The 14277-nt window shown below is 65.7% G+C and carries 14 protein-coding genes and 1 pseudogene; 6 read left to right on the forward strand and 9 right to left on the reverse strand.

The window, feature by feature from the left end; translation table 11 throughout:
* Positions 1–120: 120 nt before the first annotated feature.
* Positions 121–1254, forward strand: a complete 1134-nt coding sequence (locus tag ACMGFE_RS02340; RefSeq protein WP_436923446.1) for a BGTF surface domain-containing protein — start codon at positions 121–123, stop codon at positions 1252–1254.
* Positions 1255–1359: 105 nt separating this feature from the next.
* Here the strand turns inward: ACMGFE_RS02340 and ACMGFE_RS02345 are convergent, their stop codons facing one another.
* From ACMGFE_RS02345 to ACMGFE_RS02370, 6 genes are all read right to left on the reverse strand, one after another.
* Entirely contained in the window at positions 1360–1632 is a 273-nt protein-coding gene (locus tag ACMGFE_RS02345; RefSeq protein ID WP_436923448.1) for a DUF7553 family protein, read from the reverse strand.
* A gap of 57 nt (positions 1633–1689) precedes the next feature.
* Positions 1690–1995, reverse strand: coding sequence for a hypothetical protein (locus ACMGFE_RS02350; protein ID WP_436923449.1), 306 nt, complete (start codon positions 1993–1995; stop codon positions 1690–1692).
* Between the two features lie 202 nt (positions 1996–2197).
* A complete protein-coding gene (locus ACMGFE_RS02355; protein ID WP_436923450.1) occupies positions 2198–2836 on the reverse strand; it encodes an NAD(P)-dependent oxidoreductase in 639 nt (212 codons plus the stop codon).
* Between the two features lie 144 nt (positions 2837–2980).
* A complete protein-coding gene (locus tag ACMGFE_RS02360) occupies positions 2981–3382 on the reverse strand; it encodes a universal stress protein (RefSeq protein ID WP_436923451.1) in 402 nt (133 codons plus the stop codon).
* A 244-nt stretch (positions 3383–3626) separates the two neighbouring features.
* Positions 3627–4022: a DoxX family protein gene (locus tag ACMGFE_RS02365; RefSeq protein ID WP_436923452.1), complete on the reverse strand. Its 396-nt coding sequence runs from the start codon at positions 4020–4022 to the stop codon at positions 3627–3629.
* A gap of 2 nt (positions 4023–4024) precedes the next feature.
* Entirely contained in the window at positions 4025–5071 is a 1047-nt protein-coding gene (locus ACMGFE_RS02370) for a WD40/YVTN/BNR-like repeat-containing protein (protein ID WP_436923453.1), read from the reverse strand.
* Between the two features lie 114 nt (positions 5072–5185).
* Between ACMGFE_RS02370 and ACMGFE_RS02375 the strand changes: the two genes are divergently transcribed.
* Complete coding sequence (locus tag ACMGFE_RS02375) at positions 5186–6196, forward strand: TatD family hydrolase (protein ID WP_436923454.1); 1011 nt, start codon at positions 5186–5188, stop codon at positions 6194–6196.
* 27 nt (positions 6197–6223) lie between these two features.
* Here the strand turns inward: ACMGFE_RS02375 and ACMGFE_RS02380 are convergent, their stop codons facing one another.
* Entirely contained in the window at positions 6224–7108 is an 885-nt protein-coding gene (locus tag ACMGFE_RS02380) for a fumarylacetoacetate hydrolase family protein (protein WP_436923455.1), read from the reverse strand.
* A gap of 67 nt (positions 7109–7175) precedes the next feature.
* Positions 7176–8531, reverse strand: coding sequence for an amidohydrolase family protein (locus ACMGFE_RS02385; RefSeq protein WP_436923456.1), 1356 nt, complete (start codon positions 8529–8531; stop codon positions 7176–7178).
* Positions 8532–8647: 116 nt separating this feature from the next.
* Between ACMGFE_RS02385 and ACMGFE_RS02390 the strand changes: the two genes are divergently transcribed.
* Positions 8648–9277 (forward strand): TetR/AcrR family transcriptional regulator, encoded by a 630-nt coding sequence (locus ACMGFE_RS02390; protein ID WP_436923458.1) that lies wholly within the window; start codon positions 8648–8650, stop codon positions 9275–9277.
* Between the two features lie 18 nt (positions 9278–9295).
* Here ACMGFE_RS02390 and ACMGFE_RS02395 read toward each other — a convergent pair whose 3' ends face one another.
* Entirely contained in the window at positions 9296–10501 is a 1206-nt protein-coding gene (locus tag ACMGFE_RS02395; RefSeq protein ID WP_436923460.1) for a CaiB/BaiF CoA transferase family protein, read from the reverse strand.
* Between the two features lie 256 nt (positions 10502–10757).
* On the opposite strand from ACMGFE_RS02395, the pseudogene ACMGFE_RS02400 reads away from it, so the two are divergent.
* The 3 genes and pseudogenes from ACMGFE_RS02400 to ACMGFE_RS02410 form a co-directional block, all read left to right on the forward strand.
* Positions 10758–11258: pseudogene (locus tag ACMGFE_RS02400) on the forward strand (alpha/beta hydrolase fold domain-containing protein); the annotation flags it as partial.
* Between the two features lie 334 nt (positions 11259–11592).
* Positions 11593–11736, forward strand: a complete 144-nt coding sequence (locus tag ACMGFE_RS02405) for a DUF7557 family protein (protein WP_436923462.1) — start codon at positions 11593–11595, stop codon at positions 11734–11736.
* A 231-nt stretch (positions 11737–11967) separates the two neighbouring features.
* On the forward strand, positions 11968–13209 hold the full coding sequence (locus tag ACMGFE_RS02410) for a serine hydrolase domain-containing protein (protein ID WP_436923464.1): 1242 nt from the start codon (positions 11968–11970) through the stop codon (positions 13207–13209).
* The last annotated feature ends 1068 nt before the right edge of the window (positions 13210–14277 follow it).

Here is a 14277-nt window from a genome sequence, read left to right on the forward strand (position 1 = left end):
CTCGCCTGTACCGTCGAGTGGCATGACAGCCAGCCGCCCACCCCGCGACTGCATCGACGCGGTCGGGCCGACCGGGCCCGACCACAGACCGACCCGTTTCCGAAACGCGGGGGTGATACCGTGATCGACCGGACGTACGGCACCGTCGGCGCCGTCGCGGTCGTTCTGATCGCCGCGGTCGCGGTCGTCTCCGCGGGTGGCGTCCCGCTCGGGGGCGACGCGTCACCCGATCCGACGGCGACGCCCGGCGGTGCCAACGCGACGACGATCCACCACGACGGGTCAACCCTCTCGCTGGAGGGGGCGCCGAACCAGACCGTCAGCGGCGAGACGGACCTGGCGCCCGGGACGGAGCTGTCCGTGCGCCTGATCTCCGCAGACGCCGAGAGTCCGTTCCTCGTCACCGAGACGACGACCGTCGGCGACGACGGCACGTTCGGGGCGACCGTCGACCTCGCTCACGTCGACGACGACGCGTCCGCGTGGGCGACTGTGGTCCGTGACGGTACCGAACTCACGAACGTGAGTGCACGCATCGCCGCCGTCGAGCACGTGACGCCGACCGAGGCGTCGGACGAGACGCAGCGTGGGACGACCATCGACGTCGACGGCGACCGGTTGACGCTCGCGGCGCTGGAAAACGAGACGATCAGCGGTGAGACGGATCTGGACGCCGGCACCGAGTTGACCGTCCGCCTCTCGTCCACCTCTTCGTCCTCGCCGTTCTTGATCCAGGAGACCGCCACCGTCGGTGACGACGGTTCGTTCGAGGCGACCGTCGACCTCGTCGGAATCGACAACGGGACGACGTTCAGGGTCACCGTCCGCCACGACGGCGAGACCGTGGCGTCCGCCGACGGGATGGTCGTCGGCGGCGAGAACAACGTGTCGACGACCGACGAGTCGAACGAGAACTGGACCGCAGTGCCCGCCAACGGGACGGACGAGGCCTCCGAGACCGACCACAACACGACTCTCGACTACGAGGGCGACGCGCTGACTCTCGAATCCGCGCCGAATCAGACGGTCACCGGCGAGACCGACCTCGCGGTCGGGACCAACGTGACCGTGCGGCTCGTATCGAGCGGCGGATCGAGTCCGTTCCTCAAGAGCGCGAGGACGACAGTGACCGAGGACGGACGGTTTCGCACCGCAGTCAACATGAGTACCGTCCCGCCCGGGACTGAGTTCGAGGTGACGGTCCGTCACGACGGTGCCCAGATCGAGAACGCCGACGGAGAGGTGGTCGAGTAAGCCGGCCGCACCGCTCTCGGATCATCGTCATCACCTATCGCTTGCCGTTCCCCGTCTCCCGGTTCCGCTCCGGGATTCGCGTTTTCTCCGGAATCCTCGTCGTCGTTAGACACCCTCGACGGTCTCGCGGAAGGCGACGACCGATTCGTGCGCCGACTCGATCAGTTCGGCCACGTCGTCGCTCGAAGACTCTTCGAGGTCGTGGAGTGCGTTCTCGATCCGTGCCAGACGGCCGTGGTCGGGGTCGCGGTCGCGCGTCGAGAGGGAGTCGAGCTGGTCGGCGAGGCTCTCCAGGCGCTCGGCCGCGTCGTCGTCGGTCGTCGCGTCGGCCGCTGATTCGAGTGTGTCGCTGGCATCTGCGAGGTTCTCGCGCGTCATATTCGAGGGTTCTCGGAGCCCGGCGTTAACAGTTGCGGAGACCGTCTTCGGTCGGGGTCACTCGCCCTCGGCCTGCCGGCGTGATTCGGCGCCCGCGTGGAAGACGAAGAAGCCGCAGACGAACGAGACGATCGCGATGGGGAGCCACAGTCCGACGAAGACCTCGACGAGAAGCCGGATCTGGTCGCGTTCGACCCGCGAGACGAACGGGACGGCTCCGTGTCCGTTCCAGATCAGCGCGTAGAGCCCGTCGATCAGCGCGTACCGGCTCGTCCGCGCGAGTATCCAGACCGCGAGCGACACCATCGTCAGCGCGTGCCAGAACTCCCAGTCGGCGAGGAGCCGGCGGATGTCGGGAGCCATCTGTCAGTCCAGGGGTGAGATCGGGTTCACAGATCGGTGGAATCAGTCTTGTGGTCGCCGGAATCCGCGGCTCGCGGAGGAAGCCGGCGAGAGGGGGAAGAGAGCGAGTGTCAGCAGCGGGTGCGGGGAGCCGGGGTTCGGGATCGGGGAGAGGTCGGGTGGGGTACCGTGTCCGCGGTGGGCCGAGAGAGACCCGTGGTCGTCAGTAGCCGACGCCGAGTTGGGTGTGGACCTCGTCGGCGGATTCGAGTTCGTCGGCCAGCGCGACGGCGTAGTCCTCCGCGGTGATGTAGCTGTCGCCCTCGTCGTCGACGACGAGTTCGCCCTCGACGGTGCGGTAGTCGCCGGTCCGTTCGCCGGGCTCGATGATGCCCGGCGGCGCGAGGTAGGACCACTCGACGTCGCCGGCCTCGCGGACGACCTCGAAGGCGTCGATGTGCGCCTGTGCGAGCGGGACGAGTTCGTCGGGGAACGCCTCGGTCTCGATGAACTGGGTCTCCTCGTCGACGTAGAGGCTGCCCGCGCCGCCGACCCAGAGTAACCGGTCGGTGTCCACGTCGCGGACGCCGTCGACGACAGCTTCGGCCATCTCGACGAGGACGTCGAGGTCGGCGTCGTCGCCGGGTCCGAGCGCGGAGACGACCGCGTCGTGGTCGGTTGCCGTGTCTGCGACGTCCTCGGGGTCGGTCGCGTCGACGGCGACGGCTTCGAAGTCCTCGCCGTCGACCGCGTCGACCGCGCCGCTCCGCGAGGAGCCCGTCACCGCGTGGTCGCGGTCGAGGAGTTCGGCTGCGATGCGCTGTCCGATGGTGCCGCTGGCACCGAGTAGAAGCACGTTCATTGGTGGTGTCTCCGTGACTCTCGTCACGCGTCGCTCTCTCCTACGAACTGGCCCGTAATAGGCGCTCGCGGACGTGGGAGTAATCAGGGGACGCGAGTGTAATCGCCGCCGGATCCGGGACCGAGCGGCCGACCCGCGATCCGGTTAGTCGACCAGCGGAACGCAGCGGACCGGGCGGTCGGCGGCCAGCAGGAGGTTCTGCGCGGTCGATCCGAAGACGACCTTGCCGACCGGCGTCCGCTTGTGGACGCCGATGACGAACTCGTCGGCGTCGACCTCGCCGGCGAATCCGATCAGGTCCTCCACGGGCTCGTTGCCGCGGACGAACTGGTGGGTCTCGACCGTCACCGGCAGGCCTTCCAGACGGTCGACGAGGACCTGAATGGCCTGATCACCGGCCTGGACGTCTCCGCCGCTGGTGTCCTCGCCGCCGACGAGCGAGTTGATGACGTACAGCGTGTCGTCGTCGTCGACGACGTCGGTGAGGTAGTCGGCCAGCGCTTCGCTCGATTCCGGCGCGTCCGTCCCGACCACGAGTTCGACCATGGCACCACATTCACGGACGACGATGATAAATCCAGGCGATCGTCCTCGCCGCGTATCGGTCGTGTTCGGGGATCTGGTACCCGTGACGCCGCGATAGCGCTGCGGACACGTCGGCCACGTCCCCGTCGATGACCTCGCAGCCGAGCCCGTCAGCGAGTCGCCGGTCGCTGCCGGTCGCGGCCTGTCTGCTGGCGGCCGCCGGGACACGGGCCACCCCAGAGAGAGAGATCGATGATATCGGCCGCTATCCGTCACGATCGGACGCTTCGTCGAGGAGGACGACGGCGCCGCCGAGCAGGGCGAGGTTCTTCAGGAAGTTGATCTTGTTCCCCTGTCGCTCCTTGCCCTCCATCGTCCAGAAGTTGTGGATGACGGGCGTCGTCCCGAGGAAGAAGACGACGAGCGCGCCGGCCGAGGCCCGCGGGTACTTCCAGAGGGCGATCCCGAGGTTGGCGACGAAGAGCATCCCGGTGACGAACGGGACCATCACGTCGGGCATCGGGACGCCGCTCTCGGCGGCGATCTCGACGCGTTTCTCGTTGTTCCGGAACCCGTCGATCGCCATGTACGCGAGGACGCCGCTGTAGAGGCAGCGGCCGATTGCAGACGGTGGACCGTCTGCTGCGTCTGTCCCCGACACGGTCAGATCGCCTCGATCCGGCTGACGTTCGCCTCGACGCGACCGACGGTCTCGTACTCGCCGTCGTCGGTCCGCCGCATGACGCGACCGCGCACGTCGTCGCGGGCGTCGGGGACGTCGAACAGGCCGGACCCGCAGACGACGTCCCCGTCGTAGACCTCCCACGTCTCGACGACCTCGTGGGGCTCGCCGGGGAACGCGACCCGCTCGAAGTCGCGGCCGAAGTTGGTCGACTCGAAGAGGGCGACCCCGTGTTCGTCCTCGACCCAGGCGGGCGGGGCCTCCTCGCCGCCGCAGAAGAAGACGCGGCCGTCGTGGACGAACACCCGCCTGATGTACGAGAAGTCGTTGCCGACGTCGAGACGAGTCCACGACTCGCCGGCGTCGACAGTCCGATAGAGCCCGCCTGCGCCGACCGCGTGGCCCAGCCCCAGGTTCTCCAGGTCGTGGTCGAGATAGCCGGTCGTCGCGAGCCACACGTCCTCCGAGATGGGGAGGACCTGGTGTACGTCGTCGACGATGGCGTCCCGTCGGTCGCGCCAGGTCTGCCCGCCGTCGTCGCTGAGGTGGATCCCGCCGGCCTCGACGCCGGCGATGAGTCGCTCCGGTCGCCCGGGGACCTGTTCGAGCGCTCGAAGTCGAGCGTAGTGGGGGTCGATCGGCGACTCCCAGTGACCCCGAGAGGGGAGCTCCCGGAACCCTTTCAGCTCCGACCACGTCTCCCCCTCGTCGACCGAACGGAAGACGTAGGGGTCGTTCGTGCCGGCGTAGAGCGTCCCGTCGTCGGTCGCGAGGATCGACCAGACCTCGCTCGTCCCGGCGTGCCAGAAGCGGTCCCCGATCGGGACGCCCAGGTCGTCCCAGGTGTCCCCGCCGTCCGTGGATCGATACGCGCCCTCCGAAGAGGCCACGAAGACGCCGTCGACCGACTCGAACGTCTTCACCGCGGTCACGACGCCGCAATCCAGCACCTGCTGGAGCGCCTCCTCCTCGAAGGGCACGTCCGCAGCCCGATACAGCCCGGAGTCTGTCCCGATCAACAGTGGCATACGTTGGCACAAACGGATCCGGTTCTCTTAAAAGTTTACCAAGCTGTAAAACGCTAAGTGGGGTCCGCGCGAACGGGGGAGACAGGCGACAGGCGGCGGCGCCACGGGACCACTATGACACGACCACAGCCGACCAGACGGCCGACCGACGCGGCGTATCTCGACGACGCCGACAGGGCGGACCCGCCGACGGACCTGCTCAACCTGCCCTGGATCGACGCACACAACCACGCTCACACGCTCTCGTGGGCGGACCGCGAGCGATACTCGCTGTCGGGCTGCGAGGGGATGATCATGGTCGCCTCGGGCTATCACTGGACGCCGTACAAGCCGGTGCGGGCCGAGGACGTGCGCTACCTCTGGGACGACGCGATAAACCGCAGGGCGGCGATCGAGCGCGACCACTTCTTCGCGGCCAGGCTCGGACTGGGGATCCACACCGGCGTCCGCATCGAGAACCCCGACGAGCTGCTCGACGCGATGGCCGACTACTGCGCGCTGGAGGAGGTGGTCACCGTCGGCGAGACCGGCGTGACACCCGCCCAGCACGCCGAGGCGTGGGACCTGGACGAGCAGCGCGCCGTCGTCCAGGCCCAGATGGAACTGGCTGCTGAGCACGACCTGCCGGTGATCCTCCACACGCCGAACACCGGCACCGACTCCAGACGCGAGTACGTCCGGCCGGCCGGCGGGACGCCCGGCTACGAGAAGAACACGGCGCTCGGTCAGGACCCGGTCATCGGGGGCGAGAACCCCCAGCTGGAGGCCGTGAAGATCGACGTGGAGGCGGCCCGCGACGCCGGTCTCCCCGAGGAACGAGTGGTCGCCTCGCACGCCGACCGGAACAACATCGAGTACATCATGGCGGAGACCGACTGTTACGCGAGTTTCACCATCGGCCACGCGTGGCTGATCGGCGTCGACGCGGCGGACGTGGCCGACGCCATCGACCGGTGGGGGCCCGACCGGGTCATGATCGACACGGACTGCGCCAACGTGCTCAAGACGGACCCGTTCGCACTGAAGCGAGCGATCTTCGATCTGTACCGCTACGGCATCGATCCCGCCGACATCCGGCAGGTCGTGTGGGAGAACCCGCGCGAGGTGTTCGGGCTCGGCGGGTGAACATCCGAAAATCGGATCGGCGCGCGCTCAGTCGAGGAAGCCGAAGACGTTCGAGAGTTCGCCCAGTCCCTCGACGCCGACGGTCACCTCGTCGCCCTCACCGAGCAGGACCGGGGGCTCGCGGTAGACGCCGACGCCCGGCGGCGTCCCCGTGAACACGAGGTCCCCGGGTTCGAGCGTGAACGCCTGGCTGCAGAAGGAGACGAGTTCGTCGACGCCGAAGATGAGGTTCGACGTCGAGGACTCCTGCAGGCGCTCGCCGTTCACCTCGGCCCAGATGTCCAGATCGTGCGGGTCCTCCACCTCGTCGCTCGTGACGAGATCTGGCCCCGCCGGGGCGAACGAATCGAGGCTCTTGCCGCGGACCCACTGGCCGTCCCCGTGCTGGAGGTCCCGCGCGGACACGTCGTTGCCGACGGTGAACCCGGCGACGTGGTCCAGCGCGTCGTCGGGGTCGACGCGGCGGGCCTCCTCGCCGATCACGGCGACCATCTCCGCCTCGTAGTCGACCTTCTCGGTGAGATCGGGGTCCCAGCGGACGGTGCTGTCCGGTCCCGTGACGCAGGTCGGGAACTTCGAAAAGAGGACGGGCTCGTCCGGGATCGGATTGTCGCCCTCCTCGGCGTGGTCGCGGTAGTTGAGGCCGACGCAGACGATCTTCCCCGGGTTCGACACCGGTGCGTGCCGGTCGAGGTCGGCCGGGTCGCGGAGCCCCTCGCCGGTCTCGGTCGCGTGCTCGACGGCGAGTTCGGCCTTGCGCCGCCACGCCCACTGGTCGAGCAACTCGCCCGTCGTCCGCGGGATCTCGACTCCGGCGGCCGCCCCCGCCTCGGGGAGCGCGACGACGCCGTCGTCGGTCTCGATGCCACACCACGGTCGCTCCGCGTCAGCGCTGTATTGTCCTAGTCTCATGGTCGCTTCGGGGTCGCGGGTCGCGTCGCGGTCACAGATCGCGTCACGATCACGGGTCGCGTCGCGGTCACAGGTCGATCCCGGCCTCGTCGATCAGTCGACGGCCGGACTGCACGAATCGGTCGAACTCCTCGGTCACCGCGGGGTTCGTCAGCTCGCCGTCGCGTTTGACGACCTCGCCGTCGACCAGCACGGTGTCGATGTGCGAGGGGTCCGACTGGAAGACGACCGTCTGGACCGGCGAGTGGTTCGGCGCGGTCATGAAGTCGTCCGTCCGGATCAGCTGGATGTCGGCGCGCTTGCCCGGCGTGAGCGTCCCGATCTCGTCTTCGAGGCCGAGCGCCCGTGCGCCCTCGACGGTCGCCATCTCCAGGGTGTCCCGACAGGAGATGCTCACCTCGCTGACCTCCTTGTCGCCTTCGAGGACCTCCTGGTTGTCGAACATGCGCTGGAGCTGGAGCCCGATGCGCATCTGCGAACCCATGTCGCCGCTGACGCTCGAACAGACGTCGACGCCCCACGTCGGCCGGCCACCGGCTTCGATGACCTTGTCCGTGACCGGGATGCCGTGGCCCATCTGCATCTCGACCTCCGGTGTCGACGAAAAGGACGCCCCGGCGTCGACCGCGTGCTGTACGTCCTCCTGGGAGAAGTGGTTCCCGTGGGCGACGTTCACGTCGGGGCCGAGCTCGTCCTCGAGGCAGCCGAAGCCCTGGTAGCCCTCGCCGTAGACCGACGACGGCCACAGCGCGGCGCCCATGTGGATCGTCGCGAGCGCGTCCAGCTCGCGGGCCAGCTCCAGGTCGGCGAGGGCGGTCTCGTCGACGCAGAAGTCCGGTCCCCGGAGCCCGAGCGCCAGGCTGAGCCGGTCGTCGTCGCGGATTTTCTCGTCGTAGAGCTCGCGAACGTTCCCTTCGGGGAGGCCGACGTCGCTCTCGAACCACCACTTCGCCGCGTCGTCGCCCGGCGGGCCGTAGGTGTACACCGCGCGCAGCCCGGCGTCGTTGAGCGCGTCGACGGCCCGTTCGCCGTGTTCGAGCGAGTTGGGATACGACCAGTCCAGGGCCGTCGTCGTCCCCGTAGCGAGTTTCTCCAGCGCCCCGAAGAGGCCGCCGAGGTACATGTCTTCGGGCCGGTAGAGCCCGGTGATGTTGCCGAGCATGTGGTCGAAGTACTCGCCCATGAGGGACCAGTCCCCGGCGATGCCCCTGACCTGGGTCTGTGCGAGGTGGATGTGCGAGTCGACGAATCCCGGCAGCACGACGTGGTTCGAGGCGTCTATCTCTTCGGCGCCGGACACCGTGAGCCCACGCCCGATCTCGACGATCTCGCCGTCCTCGACGAGCACGTCGCCGTCGTCGAGCTGTCCCACCTCCGGGTCCAGGGACACGACTGTCCCGTTCCGAATGATCGTTCGTGACATGATCACCCGTACCGTCTGACCACGCGGATAAAAGTTTACCGGGCAGTAAGACCGTTCGGTAAACCGCCGTCGTCGCAAACAGTCGTTATAAGTATCGGAATCGACAGACTGAGTGTATGGGGAACTCCGACGAGCAGGTCGCCGCCAAGGACACGCGGGAAGTCATCATGGAGGCGACGTTCCGCGCGCTGAGCGAGCACGGCTACAGCGACCTCCGGATGCGGGACATCGGCGAGGAGATGGAGCTGACGCGGCAGGTCATCCACTACCACTTCGACGGGAAGTACGACCTGATGTCCTCGTTCCTGGAGTACGTCATCGACCAGTACGAGGGCAGCGTCGAGGTCGACGCGGACGCGGACCCGGTGACGGAACTCGACGCCCGGGTCGAACAGTGCCTGTTCGGCCCGGAGTTCGAGGAGTTCTCCCACTGGGACCGCATGAAGGTGTACCACGAGCTGTACGCGTACGCCCAGAACGACGAGCGCCACCGCGAGCTGTTCAACGAGCACTACGACCGCCTCCGGGGCAGCGTCGTCGAGGTCGTCGAGGACGGCATCGAGCAGGGCGTGTTCCGCGAGGTCGACGCCGAGCTCGTGGGCCAGTTGATCACCGACGTGATCCACGCGGCACGCGGCCGCCGCATCTCGCTCGGCCACGAGGACGCCCCCGAGCAGGCCCGTCGAGCCGTCGACGAGTACATCGTCGACTCGCTGCTCGCCGAGTCCGACGCTGGCGAGGAGTGACCCCGTCGCCGGACTGCCCTATTCGTCGCCGAAGACGCCCATCGCTTCCAGTTCGTCGACTTCGTCCGCCGAGTAGCCTAGATCCCTGAACACGTCCCTGTTGTGCTCGCCGAGCAGCGGCGGCGGGCGTTCGAACCCGCTGTCGACGTTCTCGAACTTCAGCGGGTGTTCGATCACGGGGATCGACCCGATCTCCGGGTGGTCGAGCTCGGTGATCGTGCCCCGGGCCTCGATCTGGGGATTGTGAAGCGCCTCCTCGACGTCGTAGACCGGCCCCGCGGGGACGCCCGCGTCCTCGGCGATGATCTCGATCCACTCGTCGGTCGTCTTCGCCGTGAGGGTCGCCTCGATCTCGGCTTCCAGTTCGTCCTGATGCTCGACCCGGTCGGCGTTCACCTCGAAGCGGTCGTCCTCGGGCAGGTCCGGCCGGTCGATCGCCGCACAGAGCTCGTGCCAGAGCTTCTCGTTGAGGATACAGACGTTGAGGTAGCCGTCAGCCGTCTCGAAGGTCTGGTAGGGCGCGAGTACGGGGTCTTTCGTCCCCATCCGCCGGGGCGTCTCCCCGGCGAACACCTGTCCGGCCTGCTTGGTGAGCCACGGCAACACGGCCTCCAGCATCCCCAGGTCGATGTAATCGCCCTCGCCGGTCAGTTCGCGCCGGTAGAGCGCGCTGGCGGCCCCGAAGGCGGCCCACATCGCAGTGATGAGATCCGTCACCGGCAGGCCGACCTTGACGGGCTGGCGGCCCTCCTCGCCGGTCACGTCCATGATCCCGCCCATCCCCTGGATCAGCAGGTCGTAGCCCGAGCGCTCGCGCCAGGGGCCGGTCTGGCCGAACGCCGAGATGGCGAGGTAGATCAACTGGTCGTTGCGCTCGCTGAGCGTCTCGTAGTCGACGCCCAGCCGCTCGGCGGTCCCCGGTCGGAAGTTCTGGACGAACACGTCCGTCTCCTCGATCAGGTCGTACAGCGCCTCGCGCGCCTCCTCCTTTTTCAGGTCGAGTTCGACGCTGCGCTTCCCGTAGTTGACCGTCCAGTAGTAGGGGGACTCGCCCTCGACGAACGGCGGCCCGGTGTGCCGGATCGCGTCGCCGTAGCCGGGCTGTTCGACCTTGATCACGTCCGCACCGAGGTTCGCCAGCATCGACGACGAGAACCCGCCGGTCACGAACGTCGAGAGGTCGACGACGGTGATCCCGTCCAGTATCCTGCCATCCGCTGTCATACAGCGCCGTATGGTTTACCACGTGGTAAAACTACCGCCGGTCGCGATCACCGGGCCGGTTACTAGTTGGTAAAACGAGCTATTTAAGCCTGGCTGGCGGCGAACTCGCGGCCAACGACCCGAACACCGACCGCCACCGCGTTCGACTGATGGGTGTGGATCCCAGGCGCTTCCGCTTCTGTTCGCCGGACGCCGCGTTGATCGGCGCTAACGACCGACTGCAGGCGTGGGGCTACCTCGGTCCTGCGTAGACTACGGACGTCTGGCGGTCGCGGGCGATAGCGCCGGCGGGAACCTCGCGGCCGTCGTCTCGCTGATGGCCACCGAGCGCGACGGACCGGCCCTCGACTACCAGACCCTCGTCTACCCGGCCGTGGGAACCAGGGAGGGTCAGGAGTCGATGCAGGAGTACACTGGCTACGTCCTCTCCGAAGACGACGTGCGGTGGTTCGGCGAGTGTTACCACGGGAGCGACGTCCACAAGCGAAACCCATACGCGGACCCCACGCGGGCCTGCGATCTGTCCGGCGTGCCCCCGGCGACGGTGGTGACGGCTGGGTTCGATCCGCTCCGCGACGGCGGCATCGCGTACGCGCGAAAACTCGTCGGTGACGGCGTCTCCGTGCGGTTTCGTAACTACCCCGACATGGTTCACGGCTTCGTCGGGATGCTCTCGGAGAGCGAAGGGGTCGAGCGCGCTCACCAGGCCGTGGAGGCCCTCGGCGATGACCTGCGCGTCGCGCTCGGCGGTTTGTGAACAGGGGCATCCAGGCCACCCTAATTTGGAGACGTCCGACCAAGTCAGGCTCGGAATGGCAGCCCACGGGAGGGAACGTGACGGTAGTCTCGTCCTCACAATTCACGACCGGTACAGAGGGCTCAAACTAGAAGATGCCGAAGATCGTCTCGACGAGCTGAAGGGTGCAGTCGAACCTACTCGAGAGAACAGAGATTGATCTGTCCGGCTCTGTGGGTAGAACCAGACACTCATTTCAATAGACCACTCCCCAGAGCTCCTGGTCGATCCGTCCACATATTTTTCGCTGTGCTTGGCGACATCTTTTACTCCGAGGCGAACACATTTACGACATATGTCCCAGACGATAGAACTCAATGATGAACTGGTAGAGCGTCTGGAAGGCCATCTCGAGGAAGACGAAACGCTCGAAGAATTCATCGAAGAGCTCGTGAACATCTACGAACAAGAGGAGTTTTTCAGCGACCCCGGTCTGTAAATCGTCGTCCTGTACCGAGTAGACCCGAGTCTGTGGATAGAACCGGACACTAATTTCAGTCACCTCCAGGCCGAATTCCCTGTTCATTGCAGCCTGCGTACCGAACACAGAATATACTACCAGATTAGTTTGAAATTCTGACTGTCGTGCTGAATACAGCGCGATATCGCTCAAACGCATACCCAATCATCGACTGTCAGTGTTATCGGTTCAGAGGACGTAGCTGATGGTATGTCAAATGTTAGCGCGCCGTCCGCGGACACCGTGACAATCCACGGCACTGTCGCGCCCGGGTTCGAGCCGGTCCATGACGTGTTCGCGGAGAATTTTCGTAACCGCAACGAATTGGGGGCGGCCGTCGCCGTCTACTCTCGTGGCGAGCCCGTCGTCGATCTCTGGGGTGGCTACCGGGACACCGACCGCGAGCACCCGTGGGAGGCCGACACGATGGTCCTCGTGGCCTCGGCGACGAAGGGGATGACGGCGGCGGCTATCGCTGTTGCGCTCTCGCGGGGGCTGTTCGCGCTCGACGACCGTATCGCCGACCACTGGCCGGCGTTCGCCCAGCACGGAAAGGGCAACGTCACGGTCCGGCAGTTGCTGAGTCATCAAGCCGGCCTTGCGACGCTCGACGGGCGTCTGTCGCCCGAACAGATAGCCGACACGGAGTACCTCTCGGACCTGCTCGCAGGCGAGGAACTCGACTGGGAGCCCGGCACCCGCCAGGGCTACCACGCGTTCACGCTGGGCTGGTATGCGAGCGAACTGCTCCGACACACCGACGGGCGGACGCTTGGTCAGTTCTTCGCCGAGGAGGTGGCCGAGCCGCTCAACCTGGAGTTTTACATAGGGCTCCCCGAGAAGATTCCAACCGACCGTGTGGCGGAACTCGATGCGTTTGGGTATCTGGATATGCTCTTGAACCTCCGGACACTATCGCCCCGGTTCGTCCTGTCGTTTTTCAACCCGTGGTCGGTGACGAGTCGGGCGCTGAACGTGCTCGATACCCGGCGTCCGGCCGACCTGAACAGTCCGGCGTTCCGTGCGGTCGAGATTCCCTCGGGCAACGGCATCGGGACGGCCCGCGCGATGGCACGGCTGTATGGTGAACTCTCGACGGGCGGCGAAGTGCTGGGTCTCGACGAGGACGTGTTCGCGGAATTGACCGCACCCCCGGTGCCGCCGTCAGGTGACCGGCGGGACGTTGTCATCGGCATGGAGACCGTGTACGCGATGGGGTACTCGAAACCATCGCCCGGCTTCCGGTTCGGGACTTCAACCGCCGCGTTCGGTACGCCCGGCGCCGGCGGCTCGTTCGGGTTTGCGGACCCCGACGTGGAACTGGGCTTTGCCTACACACCCAACCGATTGGGCCTCCACCTGAAGGACGACCCCCGAGAGGTAGCACTCAGGGAAGCCGTCTACGAGTGCATCGAACGCCAGAGCTCGGAGACGGATTCACCCCGTGCCTGATTCTGATTTTCTGAACAATTCGATAAAGCCGCGAATACAGGCCCCCGACAAATTGCTGTCGTCTACATGGCTTTTGCTGCACTCGTGATGGTTACCGCTGGGTTGCGGAATATCTGCTCTGTATCTTGCACGGCATTTCTACTGGACTTCTGATAAGTGGTCACTGGTCACGGGAAGTGTGTAACCTGGATTGAGCAGATCCGACTCTGGGGACAGAACCGGCCGCGAATCTCCGTTGATTACTCTCTGGATTTCTTGCACGAGGTGAGCACGTACTGACTAGATTTTCTTGGTCCACAGATCGTCACTCGGTGGCGAAGGTCGCTCCAAGTCGCTGGTGAAATATGAGTAATACCCTCCGAGGGTGAAATGCCGAATGTTGGCCGAACAACGCCGGTACTGGCTATGTTCGGTCTCGGCCCAAATCCTTTAGGCACACGGGTTATTCGAGTGACTAGCTTTCCCGAAACTGATGAGTGTCGTAACCAGAGTGCAAGCGTTTCTCGCCCCAGAGTCCGATCGTGAGCAGTCAGACGAAGAAGTGGCCTGGTCATCACGTCTCTACTATTGCGACTCGTGTGATACGACCTACCTGAGCGAGGAGAAGGAGTCCTGTTCACAGTGCAAGACCCCTGTCGAGAACGTTCCGACAGAACGGGACCTGGGATTCTCGTGAGACGGACCAGATCAGACTACGGTGGGACGGTTATCGCTCGTCTCGATCAGCAAGAAGCGGAGATCCAGCGCCTGAAAAACACGCTCAAAGGTGTCGCCGGAGAGATTAACGGTCTCTCGGTAAACGGGCTCTGTGAACACTGTAATCAGAGCTATACACTGGTTTCAGATGGCCAAATTCGCTGCCCGAGGTGCAAAACTGGTTACACCCTGTGATCGTCGATACAGGCAGATAGTTGTGGGATTGAAGAGATCGACATCGCCTGTACTGACCGGATCCGACTCGTACTGAGGACGGGACACTACTTTCAGCTAGCGAAATGACGGATTCTCCGCTCACTGCTGTCTGCTTACCTAGCAGTGGTTTCTGTGGATTGAGTCGTGGACTGAAGT

This window comes from Halosimplex amylolyticum (assembly GCF_051414035.1).
GTDB lineage: Archaea > Halobacteriota > Halobacteria > Halobacteriales > Haloarculaceae > Halosimplex > Halosimplex amylolyticum.

Excerpts from the sequence above, each read along its gene's own strand:
- ACMGFE_RS02345 (WP_436923448.1), bottom strand. The coding sequence starts at position 1,632 with ATGACGCGCGAGAACCTCGCAGATGCCAGCGACACACTCGAATCAGCG.
- ACMGFE_RS02350 (WP_436923449.1), bottom strand. The coding sequence starts at position 1,995 with ATGGCTCCCGACATCCGCCGGCTCCTCGCCGACTGGGAGTTCTGGCAC.
- ACMGFE_RS02355 (WP_436923450.1), bottom strand. The coding sequence starts at position 2,836 with ATGAACGTGCTTCTACTCGGTGCCAGCGGCACCATCGGACAGCGCATC.
- ACMGFE_RS02360 (WP_436923451.1), bottom strand. The coding sequence starts at position 3,382 with ATGGTCGAACTCGTGGTCGGGACGGACGCGCCGGAATCGAGCGAAGCG.
- ACMGFE_RS02370 (WP_436923453.1), bottom strand. The coding sequence starts at position 5,071 with ATGCCACTGTTGATCGGGACAGACTCCGGGCTGTATCGGGCTGCGGAC.
- ACMGFE_RS02375 (WP_436923454.1), top strand. The coding sequence starts at position 5,186 with ATGACACGACCACAGCCGACCAGACGGCCGACCGACGCGGCGTATCTC.
- ACMGFE_RS02380 (WP_436923455.1), bottom strand. The coding sequence starts at position 7,108 with ATGAGACTAGGACAATACAGCGCTGACGCGGAGCGACCGTGGTGTGGC.
- ACMGFE_RS02385 (WP_436923456.1), bottom strand. The coding sequence starts at position 8,531 with ATGTCACGAACGATCATTCGGAACGGGACAGTCGTGTCCCTGGACCCG.
- ACMGFE_RS02390 (WP_436923458.1), top strand. The coding sequence starts at position 8,648 with ATGGGGAACTCCGACGAGCAGGTCGCCGCCAAGGACACGCGGGAAGTC.
- ACMGFE_RS02395 (WP_436923460.1), bottom strand. The coding sequence starts at position 10,501 with ATGACAGCGGATGGCAGGATACTGGACGGGATCACCGTCGTCGACCTC.
- ACMGFE_RS02405 (WP_436923462.1), top strand. The coding sequence starts at position 11,593 with ATGTCCCAGACGATAGAACTCAATGATGAACTGGTAGAGCGTCTGGAA.
- ACMGFE_RS02410 (WP_436923464.1), top strand. The coding sequence starts at position 11,968 with ATGTCAAATGTTAGCGCGCCGTCCGCGGACACCGTGACAATCCACGGC.